General features: G+C 65.2%; 14 protein-coding genes. 10 read left to right on the top strand and 4 right to left on the bottom strand.

Features of this window, described 5'->3' with window-relative positions; translation table 11 throughout:
- Positions 1–28: 28 nt before the first annotated feature.
- The 10 genes from ftsH (at position 29) to NUH86_RS11285 (ending at position 11,896) form a co-directional block, all read left to right on the top strand.
- Complete coding sequence (ftsH, locus tag NUH86_RS11330) at positions 29–1,978, top strand: ATP-dependent zinc metalloprotease FtsH (RefSeq protein ID WP_267249600.1); 1,950 nt, start codon at positions 29–31, stop codon at positions 1,976–1,978.
- 497 nt (positions 1,979–2,475) lie between these two features.
- Positions 2,476–3,720, top strand: a complete 1,245-nt coding sequence (gene coaBC, locus NUH86_RS11325) for a bifunctional phosphopantothenoylcysteine decarboxylase/phosphopantothenate--cysteine ligase CoaBC (RefSeq protein WP_267249599.1) — start codon at positions 2,476–2,478, stop codon at positions 3,718–3,720.
- Positions 3,695–4,153 (top strand): dUTP diphosphatase, encoded by a 459-nt coding sequence (dut, locus tag NUH86_RS11320; protein ID WP_267249598.1) that lies wholly within the window; start codon positions 3,695–3,697, stop codon positions 4,151–4,153. Before coaBC ends, dut begins: the two co-directional genes overlap by 26 nt.
- Positions 4,154–4,155: 2 nt before the next feature.
- Positions 4,156–4,917 carry a HesA/MoeB/ThiF family protein gene (locus NUH86_RS11315; RefSeq protein WP_416365321.1) on the top strand — a complete coding sequence of 254 codons (762 nt, stop codon included), beginning with the start codon at positions 4,156–4,158 and terminating at the stop codon, positions 4,915–4,917.
- Positions 4,905–5,270, top strand: a complete 366-nt coding sequence (locus tag NUH86_RS11310; RefSeq protein ID WP_267249597.1) for a DsrE family protein — start codon at positions 4,905–4,907, stop codon at positions 5,268–5,270. The genes NUH86_RS11315 and NUH86_RS11310 overlap by 13 nt, the downstream gene beginning before the upstream one ends.
- 240 nt (positions 5,271–5,510) lie before the next feature.
- Positions 5,511–7,493, top strand: coding sequence for a threonine--tRNA ligase (gene thrS / locus NUH86_RS11305; RefSeq protein WP_267252112.1), 1,983 nt, complete (start codon positions 5,511–5,513; stop codon positions 7,491–7,493).
- Positions 7,494–7,715: 222 nt separating this feature from the next.
- The gene (infC, locus tag NUH86_RS11300) at positions 7,716–8,249 is read left to right on the top strand and encodes a translation initiation factor IF-3 (protein WP_013847538.1); all 534 of its coding nucleotides are present in this window, start codon (positions 7,716–7,718) and stop codon (positions 8,247–8,249) included.
- A gap of 271 nt (positions 8,250–8,520) precedes the next feature.
- Positions 8,521–9,978, top strand: a complete 1,458-nt coding sequence (guaB, locus tag NUH86_RS11295) for an IMP dehydrogenase (RefSeq protein ID WP_267249596.1) — start codon at positions 8,521–8,523, stop codon at positions 9,976–9,978.
- 119 nt (positions 9,979–10,097) lie between these two features.
- Positions 10,098–11,273, top strand: a complete 1,176-nt coding sequence (locus NUH86_RS11290; protein ID WP_267249595.1) for an RsmB/NOP family class I SAM-dependent RNA methyltransferase — start codon at positions 10,098–10,100, stop codon at positions 11,271–11,273.
- A gap of 104 nt (positions 11,274–11,377) precedes the next feature.
- Positions 11,378–11,896, top strand: coding sequence for a tetratricopeptide repeat protein (locus NUH86_RS11285; protein ID WP_267249594.1), 519 nt, complete (start codon positions 11,378–11,380; stop codon positions 11,894–11,896).
- Between the two features lie 622 nt (positions 11,897–12,518).
- Here NUH86_RS11285 and NUH86_RS11280 read toward each other — a convergent pair.
- The 4 genes from NUH86_RS11280 to NUH86_RS11265 form a co-directional block, all read right to left on the bottom strand.
- Positions 12,519–12,773: a hypothetical protein gene (locus tag NUH86_RS11280; protein ID WP_267249593.1), complete on the bottom strand. Its 255-nt coding sequence runs from the start codon at positions 12,771–12,773 to the stop codon at positions 12,519–12,521.
- A 288-nt stretch (positions 12,774–13,061) separates the two neighbouring features.
- Entirely contained in the window at positions 13,062–13,919 is an 858-nt protein-coding gene (rsmA, locus tag NUH86_RS11275; RefSeq protein WP_267249592.1) for a 16S rRNA (adenine(1518)-N(6)/adenine(1519)-N(6))-dimethyltransferase RsmA, read from the bottom strand.
- A 5-nt stretch (positions 13,920–13,924) separates the two neighbouring features.
- Positions 13,925–14,962 (bottom strand): 4-hydroxythreonine-4-phosphate dehydrogenase PdxA, encoded by a 1,038-nt coding sequence (pdxA, locus tag NUH86_RS11270; RefSeq protein ID WP_267249591.1) that lies wholly within the window; start codon positions 14,960–14,962, stop codon positions 13,925–13,927.
- Entirely contained in the window at positions 14,940–16,325 is a 1,386-nt protein-coding gene (locus tag NUH86_RS11265; RefSeq protein WP_267249590.1) for a peptidylprolyl isomerase, read from the bottom strand. Before NUH86_RS11265 ends, pdxA begins: the two co-directional genes overlap by 23 nt.
- Between the last annotated feature and the right edge of the window lie 74 nt (positions 16,326–16,399).

The raw sequence follows: 16,399 nt of genomic DNA, 5'->3' as shown, positions 1-16,399 counted from the left end.
CCTATCTTGCGGGTGAAAGAGAGTGTGAATGAACGACGAGAAAGACCCGCAGGGCAATCCCTGGATCAAGAGCGCGATGATTTGGGCGGGGGTGATTGTCGCCCTGCTGCTCTTCGTCTCGATGTTCGACAGCCGCACGGCGTCGGGCGCGGGGACCGGCATCGCCTATTCCGAATTCCGCGCCAAGGTGCAGGAAGGGCAGGTCAAGGACGTCGCCGTCGCCACCGACCGCATCACCGGCACGCTGTCCAGCGGACAGAAATTCAGCACGGTGCCTGTGAACGATCCGGGCCTGACCGGCCTGCTGGACGATTATAACGTCAAATATTCCGGCCAGGCGGAGGAGCAGCCGAGCTTCTGGATGATCCTGATCTACCAGTCGCTGCCGTTCCTGCTGATCCTGGGCATCGCCTTCTTCGTGCTGCGCCAGATGCAGAAGGGCGGCGGCGCAGGCGGCGCCATGGGTTTCGGCAAGTCGAAGGCCAAGCTGCTGACCGAAAAGCATGGCAAGGTGACGTTCGATGACGTCGCCGGTATCGACGAAGCGCGGGAAGAGCTTCAGGAGATCGTGGAATTCCTGAAAGACCCCAGCAAATTTGCGCGGCTGGGCGGCAAGATTCCCAAGGGCGCGCTGCTGGTCGGTTCGCCGGGTACGGGCAAGACGCTGCTGGCTCGCGCCATCGCGGGCGAGGCGGGCGTGCCCTTCTTCACCATTTCGGGTTCCGACTTCGTGGAGATGTTCGTCGGCGTCGGCGCGAGCCGGGTGCGCGACATGTTCGAGCAGGCGAAGAAAAACGCGCCCTGCATCGTCTTCATTGACGAAATCGATGCGGTTGGCCGCCATCGCGGCGCTGGCTTGGGCAACGGCAATGACGAGCGCGAGCAGACGCTGAACCAGCTTCTGGTCGAGATGGACGGTTTCGAGGCGAATGAGGGCATCATCATCGTCGCGGCGACCAACCGCCCCGACGTGCTGGATCCCGCATTGCTGCGTCCGGGCCGTTTCGACCGGCAGGTCGTCGTGCCCCGCCCGGACATCGAGGGCCGCGAGAAGATTCTGGCCGTCCACATGAAGAAGGTGCCGCTGGCCCCGGACGTCAATCCGCGCACTATTGCGCGGGGCACGCCCGGTTTCTCCGGCGCGGACCTGGCGAACCTCGTCAACGAAGCGGCTTTGATGGCCGCTCGCCGGGGCAAGCGTCTGGTCGCCATGGACGAGTTCGAAGCGGCCAAGGACAAGGTCATGATGGGCAGCGAGCGCCGCTCCATGGTCATGACCGACGATGAGAAGAAGATGACCGCCTATCATGAGGCGGGCCATGCCATCGTCGCGGTCCATGAACCGGCGTCCGACCCGATCCACAAGGCGACGATCATCCCCCGCGGCCGCGCCCTGGGCATGGTGATGCGCCTGCCGGAACGGGACAGCTACAGCTATCACCGCGACAAGATGCACGCGAACATGGCCGTCGCCATGGGCGGGCGCGTGGCGGAGGAGATCATCTTCGGCTATGACAAGGTGTCGAGCGGCGCTTCGGGTGACATCCAGTACGCCACCAAGCTGGCGCGGGACATGGTCACCCAATGGGGCATGTCCGACAAGCTAGGCCCGCTGCAATATGAGGAGCAGCAGGGCGAAACCTTCCTCGGCTATTCGCAGAGCCAGCGCGTCCACATGTCGGACGAGACGGCGAAGCTGATCGACAAGGAAATTCGCGGGCTGGTCGAACAGGGCTATGCGCGGGCGCAGGAAGTGCTGAAGGGTCATGAGGACCAGTTGCACCTGCTCGCCAACGCGATGCTGGAATATGAGACGCTCTCCGGCGAGGAGATCAAGACGCTGCTCGACAAGGGGGAGATCACCCGCGACGACGGCACGACGATCAAGCCTTCGGCGATCCCGGTGGCGGGTTCCTCCATCCCCAAGACGCGGCGGCGGAAGGGTCCGTTCGGCGATCCTTCGCCTGCCGGAGCCTGATCCGGCAGACAGGTTGAAAAAGGGCGTCGCCGGAAGGCGGCGTCCTTTTTATTTTCGCGGTGTCGGCTGTGGGACATTTGCGGATGTCGTTCATCGTTGCCCTATCGTCATCCCCGCGAAAGCTGGGATCTCAGGCGGGAGGGCACAGAGTAGGCCGGGTGGACAAATTCAAGACCCGCTGGACTGAGATTTGGGTGGAGAGCGGACCTATCCTATTCTTCCCCATTGATAGATGGGGAGGGGGACCGGCCGAAGCCTGGTGGAGGGGAAGATACGCAGGTCACCCATTTCCCCTCCACCATGCTTCGCATGGTCCCCCTCCCCACGCTTCGCGTAGGGAGGATTAAAAGCGTCCGCTATTGACCATTTCCAGGCATTTCCTAATTTGTCCACGCGGCCTAGCCTCACGAGATCCCAGCTTTCGCTGGGATGACGGATGCAGGGCAGGGTATCCGGGCTGGACAAGTCCGCGCGTCGCGACCAAATGATGGCTTGTCATGACCAAGCGCATCCTTCTCATCATTTCAGGCGGCATCGCGGCGTATAAATCGCTGGAGCTGGTGCGGCTGCTGCGCAAGCGGGGAATGGCCGTGCGGGCGGTGCTGACCGAGAGCGCGGAAAAATTCGTGACGCCGCTGTCGCTGGGCGTGCTGACCGAGGACCATGTCTATGGCGACATGTTCGACCTGAAGGAAGAGCGCGAGATCGGCCATATCCAGCTTTCGCGGCAGGCCGATCTGGTCGTGGTGGCGCCCGCGACGGCGAATATCCTGGCCAAGATGGCGGGCGGCATCGCCGATAATCTGGCGACGACACTGCTGCTGGCGACCGATAAGTCGGTGCTGGCGGTGCCCGCGATGAACATCCGCATGTGGCATCATGCGGCGACCCAGCGGAACATCGCGCAACTCAAGGCCGACGGCGTGCATGTCATGGAGCCGGACAGCGGCGAGATGGCGTGCGGCGAATATGGCAAGGGCCGCCTGCCTGAGCCGCAGGCGATCGCGGCGGAGGTGGCGCGGTTGCTGGCATTGCCCCTGCCCGCCGATCCGCTGGCCGGGCAGCCGGATTTCGAAGGGGCCGACACGCCGCTTGCCGGGCGGCATGTGCTGGTGACGGCCGGACCGACGCATGAGCCGATCGACCCGGTGCGCTATATCGCCAACCGCTCTTCGGGGAAGCAGGGCTTCGCCGTCGCGGCGGCGGCGGCGCGGGCGGGGGCGCGGGTGACTTTGGTGGCGGGGCCGGTGCATCTGCCCACCCCTGCGGGCGTGCGCCGCGTCGATGTCGAGACGGCGCGGGAGATGCTGGCGGCGGTGGAGGCCGCCCTGCCCGCCGATGCGGCGATCATGGTGGCGGCGGTGGCGGACTGGCGCACGGCCGACGCCGCCGACCAGAAGCTGAAAAAGGATGGATCGGGCAAGCCTGCGCCGCTGCCGCTGGTCGAGAATCCGGATATTCTCACCACATTGGGAAAGCATGCGAAGCGGCCCGCCCTGCTGGTGGGCTTCGCCGCAGAGACGCAGAAAGTCGCTGAACATGCGCAGGCCAAGCTGGCGCGCAAGGGGGCGGACTGGATCGTCGCCAATGACGTTTCCGGTGACGTGATGGGCGGCGATTCCAACAGCGTGCATATCGTTTCCAGGGACGGCGTCGAAAGCTGGGAAAATCTGCCCAAGGACGCCGTCGCCACCCGTTTGATAGAAAAGGTCGCCCATGCCCTCTCCACTGGTTCCGATTGAAATCCGCCTGAAGCGCTTGCCCCATGGCGAAGGGCTGCCGGCGCCCGCCTATGCGACGGCGCATGCGGCGGGGATGGATGTGGTGTCGGCGGAGGACGTCATCCTGGTGCCGGGCGGGCGGCATGCGGTGTCGACGGGCTTCGCCATGGCGATTCCGGAGGGGTATGAGGTGCAGGTGCGGCCCCGGTCGGGCCTGGCGCTGAAGCACGGGATCAGCCTGCCCAACACGCCGGGCACCATCGACGCCGATTATCGGGGCGAATTGAAGGTCATCTTGATCAATCTGGGGTCCGAGCCTTTTGTCATCGCGCGCGGCGACCGGATCGCGCAACTGGTGGCCGCGCCGGTCCAGATGGCCTGTTTCGAAGAGGTGGAGGAACTGGACGAGACGGTTCGCGGTGCGGGCGGTTTCGGGTCGACAGGGGTGAAATAGCCATGACCGACGAGCAGTTGGAGCGCTACGCCCGCCATATCGTGCTGAAGGAGATTGGCGGCGCGGGGCAGGCCCGGCTGCTGTCGGCGGATGTCGCGGTGATCGGCGCGGGCGGGATCGGCAGCCCGGCGATCCTCTATCTGGCGGCGGCGGGCGTCGGCACGATCCGGGTGATCGACGACGACGCGGTCGCCCTGTCCAATTTGCAGCGGCAGATATTGTTCGGGACCGACGATATCGGATCGCCCAAGGCCGAGTTGGCGATGGCGGCGGTGGCGCGGCTCAATCCCGATGTAAAGCTGATCCCGATCAACGCCCGGATCGATGCGGACAATGCCGCGCTGATGCTGCGCGAGGCGGATGTGGTGCTGGACGGTTGCGACAGTTTCGCGACGCGGCTGGCGGTGGCGGACTGTGCGCGGAAATTGCGGATTCCGCTGGTGTCGGCCGCGGTCGGGCCGTTTGAGGGGCAGCTATCCACCTATCGCGGGTGGGAGGCGGACAAGCCCTGCTATCGCTGTCTGGTCGGATCGCCGGAGGATGCGCCGGAGCGCAATTGTTCCGAAACCGGTGTCATCGGCGCGCTGACCGGCGTGATGGGCAGTCTGGCGGCGCTGGAGGTGATCCGGGCGCTGGTGCCCTTTGGCGAGGATATGGCGGGACGGTTGCTGCTGGCCGATCTGCTGTCGATGCGGTTCCGCACCGTGGCGGTGCCCAAAGACCCGGCCTGCCCGGCCTGCGCCGTGGAACTATGCGCGCACTGAGGATCGTCGTCGCGTCGGCGGATGCGGAGCGGCTGCGCGGGGCGCTGGTGATGGCGGCGGCGCAGGCGGCGCTGGGCGGCGCGGCGGCTGTGTTCCTGCAACTGGACGCCGTGGCATTGCTGCGCGCGCCGATGGCGGCGCCCCAGGACGAGGCGCATCGGGTGGCGGGATTGCCCACGCTGGCGATGCTGGTCGAAGAAGCGCTGGCGCTGGGCGTGGCGTTGACGGTATGCCAGAGCGGGCTGGCGCTCTCCGGCCTGACCGTCGCGGACCTGCCGCCGGGTGTGGAGGTCGGCGGCCCCATCGCCTTCCTGCAGGCGACGGACGATCAGGCGCGGCTGCTGTTCGCCTGACCGTCTCTCTCCGGCCTCAGAAGCTGGCGTAGCGTTCGTTGCCGATGAAGCCGAGTTTCTTGACCCCGGCGCGGCGGATGAGGCCCTGCGCATCTGCTTGCCGCGTTCTGCGAGTCATCGGCTGTTCCAGCCGACTTCGGAACGCTCTATTGACAGGCCGGGCGGCCCATTTATGGGGAAGGCGCGGCTTTTTTCGGCTGCTTGCCTCTCATTTCAACAGAAAGACCGTCCGTGTCCGCCATGCTCAAGATCACCCTGCCCGATGGTTCCGTGCGTGAAGTCGCGCCCGGCACTACCCCGGCGGACATTGCGGCGGCGATCGGGCCGGGTCTGGCCAAGGCCGCCATCGCGGCACGGGTCGATGGCGAACTGCGCGATATCATGCGCCCGCTGGAGGCCGACGCGCAACTGGCGCTGGTGACAAGCAGGGATGAGGCGGACGCGCTGGAACTGGCGCGGCACGACTTCGCCCATATTCTGGCGGAGGCGGTGCAGGCGCTGTTCCCGGGGACGCAGATCACCTTCGGGCCGTCGACCGACGATGGCTTCTACTATGATTTCGCGCCGAAGGACCGGCCCTTCACCGAGGAGGATCTGCCCGTCATCGAGGCGAAGATGCGGGAGATCATCGCCGCCGACAAGCCGTTGCGCCGCGAAGTGTGGCGGCGCGAAGATCTGATCGCCCGCTGGCAGGCGGAGGGCGAGACGTTCAAGGCCGAATGGGCCGCCGAACTGCCGGAGGGCGAGGAACTGACGGTCTATTGGTCGGGTAACGAATGGCTCGACATGTGCCGGGGGCCGCACCTCGCTTCGACCGGCAAGCTCGATCCGGCGGCGTTCAGGCTGACCCGCGTGTCGGGCGCCTATTGGCGCGGCGACCAGAAGAATGCGATGCTCAGCCGCATCTACGGCACCGGCTGGCTGAACAGGAAGCAGCTCGACGCGCACCTCACGCGGCTGGAGGAGGCGGGCAAGCGCGACCATCGCAAGCTGGGCGCGGAGATGGACCTGTTCCACCTCCAGCAGGAGGCGCATGGGTCGGTCTTCTGGCATCCCAAGGGCTATCTGATCTGGCGGGAACTGGAAGCCTATATGCGCCGCGCCATCGACGATGCCGGCTATCGCGAGGTCAAGACGCCGCAGGTGATGGACGCCCGCCAGTGGGAGCAGTCCGGCCATTGGGGCAAATATCGCGAGAATATGTTCGTCATCCCCGACGAAGTGCCCAATGTCGAGGATGAAGGACCGCTGGTGTCCGACGGCGCCGACTGGATGGCGCTGAAACCGATGAACTGTCCGGCGCATATCCTGATCTTCAAGCAGGGGATCAAGAGCTATCGCGACCTGCCGCTGCGCTTCTATGAGAATGGCTGCTGCCATCGCAATGAGCCGCATGGCGCGCTGCACGGGCTGATGCGCGTGCGCCAGTTCACGCAGGACGACGCGCATATCTTCTGCCGCGAGGATCAGATCGTGGAGGAAGTTCGTGCCTTCTGCGCGCTGGCGGACCGCATCTACAAGGACTTCGGTTTCACCTACTCGATCAAGCTGGCGCTGCGCCCGGAAAAGCGCTTCGGCACGGAGGAGATGTGGGACAAGGCGGAAGAAGAACTGCGCAATGCGGTCGCTGCGGCGGGGCTGAACACGCCGGAATATGGCTGGGAGGAACTGCCGGGCGAGGGCGCCTTCTACGCGCCCAAGCTGGAATGGCATCTGACCGACGCGATCGGACGGACCTGGCAGGTCGGGACGATCCAGTCCGACCGCGTGCTGCCAGAGCGACTCGACGCCTCCTATGTGGGGGAGGATGGCGAGCGGCATCGGCCGGTGATGCTCCACCGGGCGATTTTCGGCAGCTATGAGCGCTTCATCGGCATATTGATCGAGCATTATGCGGGCAAATTCCCGCTCTGGCTGGCGCCGGTGCAGGCGGTGGTGGCGACCATCGTGTCGGACGCTGACGACTATGCCCAGACGGTTGCCGAAAAGCTGCGGGCGGCGGGAATCCGGGCGGAAACCGACATTCGCAACGAGAAGATCAACTATAAGGTGCGTGAGCACAGCCTTGCGAAAGTGCCGAATTTGCTGGTCGTCGGGCGTCGCGAGGCGGATGAGGGCACGGTGGCGCTGCGCGAACTGGGCAAGGATGGGCAGACCATCCTTTCGGTCGATGACGTCATCGCCCGTCTTGCAAAAGAGGCGCTCGCACCCGATATGCAGTGAGGCAGCGATGCCACATGGGGCTGGTAAATCCGCAATTGCGGGCTTGCCGCCCCTTTCGGCTTTGCGCTAGAGCCTGCTCCGATTTGAATCGGATCATGCTCTAGTTCGTCTTTTGCCGCATTTTGCGAGCCATCGGCTGTTCCAGCCGACTTCAAAATGCTCTAAAGCGCCGCCAGAGTCGTTCTATCAACTACCGTAGGAGAAGCTGCTATACGTCCGCCAATGATGCGCCGCCCGATGGCGCCGCCGCCTAAGTCCGGTCCCCGTTACAATGAGTTCATCACCGTGCCCAAGGTGCGCGTGATCGACGACGAAGGCGAAAATCTGGGCGTGATGTTTACGCAGGAGGCGATGGAGCGCGCTTACGAACTGGGCCTGGACCTGGTCGAAGTGTCGCCGACCGCCGATCCGCCGGTCTGCAAGTTCCTGGACATCGGCAAGTATAAGTACGAAGCCCAGAAAAAGGCGAACATCGCCCGCAAGACCCAGAAGACGCAGGAACTCAAAGAGATCAAGATGCGTCCGAACATCGACGATCATGACTATGATACGAAGATGAAGAAGGTCCATGATTTCATCGGCGACGGCGACAAGGTGAAGATCACCCTGCGTTTCCGCGGCCGCGAATTGTCGCACCAGCAGCTTGGCATGCAGTTGCTCCAGCGCGTGGCGGAAAATGTGGGCGAGATCGCCAAGGTCGAAGCCTATCCCCGCATGGAAGGCCGCCAGATGCTGATGGTGCTGGCGCCGAAATAAGGGTTTCCCGGTTTCAGGAAGCGATGTCGGGCGGGGTCTGGATGCAGGCTCCGCCCGATCTGTTTCTGGGATCGAAAGATCGAGGGGTTTGGACAGTCAAAGACATCCCCCCCTTCCATAGACCGGCCCATATCCGATCACCCAGCGCGCAATAAAATATCTCCGGGGGTCTGGCTGTTTTCCTGCTTAATGGTTACATGGGCCGCCACGAATCCCCCAGCGACCGGCTATCCCTCCACTGGCCGGGCGCGCAGCAGAAAGTGGCTTTCACATGGATATCCGCCTCGGCCTCACCTTTGACGACGTGCTTTTGCAGCCCGCCGAATCCGATGTGCTGCCCAGCCAGGCTGACACCAGCACCCATGTGACGAAGGCGATCAGGCTCAACATCCCGGTCCTGTCCTCCGCCATGGACACGGTGACGGAGGCGGACATGGCGATCGTCATGGCGCAGTTGGGCGGGATCGGCGTGCTGCATCGCAACCTGTCGGTGGAGGAGCAGGCGGACGCGGTGCGGGCGGTCAAGCGCTTCGAAAGCGGCATGGTGGTGAACCCCATCACCATCACCCCCGGCGCCACGCTGGCCGATGCGCAGATGCTGATGGCGCGCCACAAGATCAGCGGCATTCCGGTGGTGGAGGCGTCGGGCAAGCTGGTCGGCATCGTCACCAACCGCGACGTGCGCTTCGCCGAAAACCCGGCCCAGCCGGTCAGCGAACTCATGACCCACGACAATCTCGCCACTGTGAAGACGGGCGTGGGCCAGGAGGAGGCGAGGCGCCTGCTGCACCAGCGCCGCATCGAAAAGCTGCTGGTGGTGGACGATCATTATCATTGCGTGGGCCTGATCACAGTCAAGGATATCGAAAAGGCGGTCACCTATCCGCAGGCGACCAAGGACGCATCGGGCCGCCTGCGCGTGGCGGCGGCGTCGACCGTGGGCGAGAAGGGTCTGGAGCGCAGCAAGGCGCTGATCGACGCGGAATGCGACCTGATCGTCATCGACACCGCCCATGGTCACAGCAGGCAGGTGGCCGTCGCGGTCGAGGCGGTGAAGAAGCTGTCCAACCATGTTCAGGTCGTGGCCGGCAACGTCGCCACCGCCGAAGCGACCAAGGCGCTGATCGGCGCGGGCGCGGACTGCGTGAAGGTGGGCATCGGCCCCGGTTCGATCTGCACCACCCGCGTCGTCGCGGGGGTCGGCGTGCCGCAGCTTACCGCGGTCATGGATTCGGCGGAGGAAGCGGCCAAGCAGGGCGTTCCGGTGATCGCGGACGGCGGCCTGCGCACGTCGGGCGACGTGGCGAAGGCGCTGGCGGCGGGCGCGGGCTGCGTCATGGTCGGATCGTTGCTGGCGGGCACGGCGGAGGCGCCGGGCGAAACCTTCCTCTATCAGGGCCGCGCCTATAAGAGCTATCGCGGCATGGGCAGCGTCGGCGCGATGGCGCGGGGGTCGGCGGACCGCTATTTCCAGGCCGATATCAAGGACCAGATGAAGCTGGTGCCCGAAGGCATTGAGGGCCAGGTGCCGTTCAAGGGACCGGCGAAGGACGTCATCCACCAGCTCGTCGGCGGCGTGAAGGCGGCGATGGGCTATACCGGCAGCGCCACGATCAAGGATTTGCAGGAGCGCGCCCGCTTCGTTCAGATCACCAATGCCGGGCTGTCGGAAAGCCATGTGCATGATGTGACGATCACGCGGGAAGCGCCCAATTATCCGACGCGCTGAGGCCTATTAATTCCCCTCCCTTTCAAGGGAGGGGTCAGGGGTGGGTGCGAGCGCAGCGAGCCTCTTCTGGAGGCTGCCCACCCCCGACCCCTCCTGCTTGCGGGAGGGGGGAGAAGATTATGACCCCATCCGCTCGTGTTCAGGCCGCCATCGAACTGCTCGACGCCATCATCGCGTCGGCGCGGGATGGCGGTCCTGCGGCGGACACGCTGATCGCCCGTTATTTCAAGGAACGGCGCTATGCCGGTTCCCGCGACCGGCGGGCGGTGCGCGACCATGTTTATGACGCGGTGCGCCGCGTGGCCGAGCGGCCCGAAAGCGGTCGCGCCGCCATGGTCGGGCTGGCGCGGGAGCGGGCCGAACTGGCGGCGCTGTTCGACGGGACGGCGCATGGGCCTGCGCCCATGGCCGATGGCGAAGCGGGCGCCCCGGCGGGCGTGGTGCCCGGCTGGATCGAACCGCTGCTGGCCGCGCCGGTGGAGCGGGATGCCTTGCTGGGCCGGGCGCCGGTCGATCTGCGCGTCAACCGATTGAAGGCCGATCCGGACCGGGTCGCGCAACATTATCCCGATGCGGCCCGGATAGCCGGACTGCCCGATGCCCTGCGCCTGCCCGAAGGATCGCCCGTCGAGCAGAGCGATCCCTGGAAATGGGGCCAGGTGGAGGTGCAGGATGCGGGCAGCCAGCTGATCTCCGCCGCCTGCGATGCCGCGCCGGGCATGACCGTCATCGACCTTTGCGCCGGGGCGGGGGGCAAGACGCTCGCGCTGGCGAGTGCGATGGGGGGCAAGGGTGTACTGATCGCCGCCGACACCATTCGTTCGCGCCTGGCGCGGCTCGATCCGCGGGCCGAGCGCGCCGGGGCTACCTTCATCGAGACGCTGCTGCTCGATCAGGGGCATGAGGCGGGCGCGCTGGACAGCCTGAAGGGCCGGGCGGATGTCGTGCTGGTCGATGCGCCCTGTTCGGGCACCGGCACATGGCGGCGCAATCCGGAGGCGCGCTGGCGGCTGACCCCGGCGCGGCTCGACCGGCTGGTGGCGGAACAGGCGCGAATCCTGGATTTCGCGGCCCCCCTGCTGGCGCCGGGCGGGGCGTTGGTCTATGCTGTCTGCGCGCTGACGGACCGGGAGGGGCGGGATCAGGTGCGGGCATTTCTGGAACGGCATGACGGATGGGCCGTCGAACGGATCGAAGCGGCAATGGGCCGCGCCCATGGCGACGGCCTGCTGCTGACGCCGGGCCATGACGGCACCGACGGTTTCTACGTAGCGCGCCTGCGGCGGACCGTTTGAAAGAGTCGATGGACAAGCGGGCGCAAAATCGCGAGACTTGCCCACCGGAATCCGGACCGGAAACTGGCCCGGAATCAATGCCTGAAACATGGCTGGAGTTGTGCATGCGTTTTACCCCTGCTTCGATCGCCTTGGCTGTGCTGTTGACCACCGTTTCCAGCGCGGGCCTGTCGCAGCGGCCGGATTCGCAGATTTCGCCGCTGTCCGTCGAATGGCAGAAGGCGGGCGAGGCAGCGCGCAAGGCGGGCAATTATCAGGGCGCGACCGACGCGCTGGAAAGCGCGCTGACGGTCGATCCGCGCAACCGCACCGCCTATATCGAACTGGCGCAGGTGGCGCGGGCGCAGGGTTTGCAGGGCAAGGCGATCCGGCTGTATCGCGAGGCGCTGTTGCTGGAACCCAATGACGTCGCAGCCCTGGTGGGTCAGGGAGAGGCGATGGTCGAAAAGGGCGCCATCGCCAAGGCCAAGGAAAATCTCGCCCAGGCGCAGGGGCTGTGCAAGGCGAACTGCGCCGCTGTCGGCCAGTTGGCGGCGGCGATAGAGAAAGGCCCGCCCGCGACCGTGCTCAGCGCCAAGGACAAGGTGCCCGCACCCAAGGCAGCCGAAACCGAGACGCCCTGATCCCCGGTCTTTCGGGCTGATTCCGGCCATTTTGCGTCGAAGTTCACAGTGTATGCGCGCGCATGCCTGCGCGCCCGTGCGCGGAGATGTGATGGATCGGACGTTTCAAAGAGAGGGGCGGGATAGACTGGCCGGGGTGAAGTAGGACAGGCTGAATCGCGGTTGGCTTGAGAAATAGGACGTTTTTCGGGAGCCTGTGGTCATTCGGCCGCGCATGCTCCTGAAATGGGCTGGGAGAGGCGTATTCGGTCCGCTTTGTTGATTTGAAGGCCGGGATGATGGGGATGAGAGTGTCTGAAAACGACCATTTTTCGACGTTCGCATGGCCTCCCACTGATCTCGATTGCAGACGTTCTGGCAAAGTTGCAAACACGCTCGATGGAACAGCCCGTTGAGCCTAGATGCAATACATGCGGTCGCATTCTAGGCATAGATGCCGATCCCCTTTCCACGAACTGCGGCGGTGATTGTTGGGGATGTGTGGGCGAATTAGAGGCGGATGGATGGCCAGCCTCTGCGGAAAAGGTATCTGCTGAGGTCGCTTCTGGGCTTCGCAACCCTGACGGCTCAGCAAAGCCTCCGTCACTATAGGCCAAGATCGACCATCTACAGACGTTGGCAACTATTTATTCGCAGATTTTGCGGAACGACTTTGTTGTGCGCCTCTCGCTCTAAGCACCTTCAACACGAAAAAGGCGGAGATGCTGAAAATGAACAGTGCCTTAAACCATTTGCCGTGGCGCACGATATCGATCGTCATGAAAATGCAGCCGAAAACAACCGCTGTTACTATAAGCCAGGCAACCACCTTGGCGCGCAGGGGGTTAGCGTGAAACCAACGTGCGATGTTTCGACCTATCTGCTCACCTTCCGTCATGCTTTGAGAGCTAACCGCTTTGCGTTAATAACATGATAAACCAGACAGTCCGCAATCCACCCCTTTTCACCGTTCGTCCTGAGTAGCCATTAAGCCCTTCGACAGGCTCAGGTCAGGCTTGTCGAAATGGCGTACCAAGGACATGGACAGAGGCCCTTCGATACGGGCCCCTTCGACTGCCTGCCAAGGCAGGCGCTCAGGACAGGCTTCGACTTCGCTCAGGCCCTACTCAGGGCGAACGGAAGTGGAAGCGAACCGCCTGCCTTGACTCAAGCCGGACTTAGCCGCCTAAACCCGCCCCATCACCCGCGCCACCGCCACGAATTCCTCGACGCTCACGGTTTCGGCCCGGCGTTGGGGGTCGATGCCCACCGCTTCCAGCGCCTCCAGCGCGCCGGGCAGCCCCTTCAGGCTCTGGCGCAGCATCTTGCGGCGCTGGCCGAAGGCGGCGGCGGTCAGGCGTTCGAGATGCTTCAACTGCACACCCTCCGGCGCGGGCTTGGGGGTGATGTGGACGACCGCCGACATGACCTTGGGCGGGGGGGTGAAGGCGCTGCGGTGGACCTTCATCGCGATGCGGGCGTCGCTGCGCCATTGGGACAATATGGCGAGGCGGCCATAATGGTCGCCGCCGGGCCTGGCGACGATGCGCTCCGCCACCTCCATCTGGAACATCAGGGTCAGGCTCGACCACCAGGGGAGGGGCGTCCAGTTCGTGGAAAGCCAGCCGATCAGCAGCGCGGTGCCGACATTATAGGGCAGGTTGGCGATGATATGCGCGCCATCGCCCGCTTCGGCGCGGGCGTCGACCTCCATCGCGTCGCCGGAAATGACGCGGAGCTGGCCGGGGAAGGCGGTGTCCAGTTCGGCCAGGGCGGGGAGGCAGCGCCGGTCGCGTTCGACCGCCACCAGCTTCGCGCCTGCGCGCAGGATGGCGCGGGTCAGGCCGCCGGGGCCGGGGCCGACCTCGAAGGCGGGCTGGTCGTTGAGCGGGCCGGGAATGGCGGCGATGCGGTCCAGCAATTGTTCGTCCAGCAGGAAATTCTGGCCGAGCGCCTTGCTTGCCTGCAATCCATGGGTGGCGATGACGTCGCGTAGCGGGGGGAGCCTGGGCGGGGTAAGCGCCGGACCGGTTTCAGCAGCCATGGGCCTCAACAACCATGGGTCAGGCGGGCGCGGGCGGCTTCGGCGGCCATCTTGATCGCCGCCATCATCGCGCCGGGATTGGCGCTGTCCCTGCCTGCGATACCGAACGCCGTGCCATGGTCGGGCGAGGTGCGCACGATGGGCAGGCCCAGGGTGATGTTGACGCCCTCATCGAAATTCAGCGTCTTGATCGGGATCAGCGCCTGGTCGTGATACATGCACAGCGCCGCGTCGTAGGTTTCGCGGGCGCGGCTGTGGAACAGCGTGTCGGCGGCGAGGGGGCCTGTAATGTCGTAGCCCTCCGCCTGGAGCGATTCCACGGCGGGGCGGATGATGTCGATCTCCTCCCGGCCCAGCGCGCCGCCTTCGCCCGCATGGGGGTTGAGACCCGCGACCACCAGCCGGGGACGCCCGATGCCGAAATTGCGCTGAAGCCCCTTGGCGGTGGTGATGGCGCGGGCGCGGATCAGGTCGATGGTCAGCGCGGACGGCACGGCGGAAAGGGGGATATGGATGGTGATCGGCACGACCTTCAGCGACGGCCCCGCCAGCATCATCACCGCATTATGCGGCGACACGCCGCACCGTTCGGCGATGAATTCCGTCTGGCCCGGATGGGTGAAGCCGACGCCGTAAAGCTGTTCCTTGCCGACGGGCGCCGTGACGATCCCCGCCGCCGATCCGCTGCGGGCGAGGCCGACCGCGACCTCCAGCGCCTGAAAAGCCGTGCGCGCCCCGTCGACGCTGGGCGTGCCGGGGGTGATCTCTCCGGCGTCGGCGACTTGCAGGCAGGGAAGGGCGCTGTCGAACACAGCCGCTGCATCCTCCGGCGTGCCGACCGTCTGGACCGGGCCGGGCCAGACGGCGCGCAGTGATGCGGCATCGCCCACCGCGAAGAAGGGCGGCAGGCCCAGCGCTTCCCGCATGACCCAGCTTTTGGCGACGATTTCCGGCCCGATGCCCGCCGGATCGCCGAGCGACACGGCGAAGGACGGCCCCATCGCGAGAGGGTCCGCCGGATCAGTTATAGTCGATAACGGCATCGCGGCGAAGGTCGCGCAGATAGATGCGGGCGCGCTTGTTGACCCGTTCTTCCTCAAGCTGCGCCATGATCTGGTCGGCGTTGGGCGCGGCGGCGGAAGAGGCTTCGTCGCGGCCGCAGACGACCAGCACGCGCACGCCGTCGTTGATCGATCCGAAGGGCGGCGTCGCCTCACCCACCTGGAGGTTGAGCAATATGTCCTGCAACTGCGGCGGCAGGTCGCGCAGCTTCACATTGTCGTTGTCGACCACGTCCGCGCCGATCTTGCCGCCCAGTTCATTGGCCTGGCCGCAGCCCTTGATCGTCCGGATCTGCGCGGCGAAGGCGGCGGCCTTCGCGCTCGCCTGTTCCTTGGTCGTGCCGGCGGGGAAGCTGACCGAAAGCTGCTTGAGGCTGAGCAGCGCGTCGCGCGGGTCGGCGGTCAGCACCTTGCGCTTGTCCATCACATAGATGATGGACACGCCGCCGGGCACGCCGATCGGCCCGGCGAGCTGGCCGACCTGCATTTCCGCCGCGGCCTGCGCCAGTTCGTCGGGCAACTGCGCGGGGCGGACCCAGCCCAGGTCGCCGCCGACCGCCGCCGTGGAGGCTTCGGAAAATTGCCGCGCATAGGCGGCGAAGCTGCCGCCCTGCTTGATCTGGTCGATGATGTTGCGGGCGTTGGCGACGATCTGCTGCTGATTTTCCGGCGTGGCCGACAGGTAGATTTCGCCGATGCGATATTCGTCGCTGCCCTTCGCCGCGTTCATGCGGTCGACCACCGACTTCACCTCATCCTCCGACACGTTGACGAAGGGCTGGATGTTGCGGCGGAGCAGGCGGCTCCACGCCAGTTCGCCCTCGATCTGGCGCTTGATGCTGGCGGACGCGCTGCCCTGCGCGCGCAGATATTGATCGAATTGCGAAGGCGACTGGCGGAAATTGGCCGCGACCCGCTCATAGCTTTGTTCGATCTCGGCCTTGTCGACATTGATGTCGTTGGCGGCGGCTTCCTGGATCTGAAGCGTCTCGTCGATCAGGTTGCGCAGCACCTGGACGCGAAGCCGTTCCTTTTCCTCGTCCGACACCTTGCCGCCATTGGCGGTGATGATCAGGGCCAGGCGCTGGTCGACATCTGTGCCGGTGATGATGCGGCCGTTGACGATGGCGGTCGCCTTGCGGACATTGGGGTCGCTCTTGCCGAAGATGGTCACATCCTTGGGCAGGTTGAGCTGCTGGACCCCCACGGAATCATCGTCGCCGACCGTCTGGGCAGCGACGGCGTTCACGCCCGTCGCCAGGAGGGCCGAGGACAGGAGCATGGTGCGAAAACCCGACCGGACGTGGCGGCCAATGCGGGAAAACGGGGAAACGACAGGCTGCATCGTCGACAAAACTCTCCAATCGGTTCGGCACGATATGCGCCGATCCGCCTTAACCGGTCCTGAGCAGGAAGCGG

The sequence above is a fragment of the Sphingobium sp. JS3065 genome, assembly GCF_026427355.1.
In the GTDB taxonomy this organism is placed as follows: domain Bacteria; phylum Pseudomonadota; class Alphaproteobacteria; order Sphingomonadales; family Sphingomonadaceae; genus Sphingobium.
Note: the sequence above shows the minus strand (reverse complement) of the source record. Positions and strands in the feature narration are given on the sequence as shown.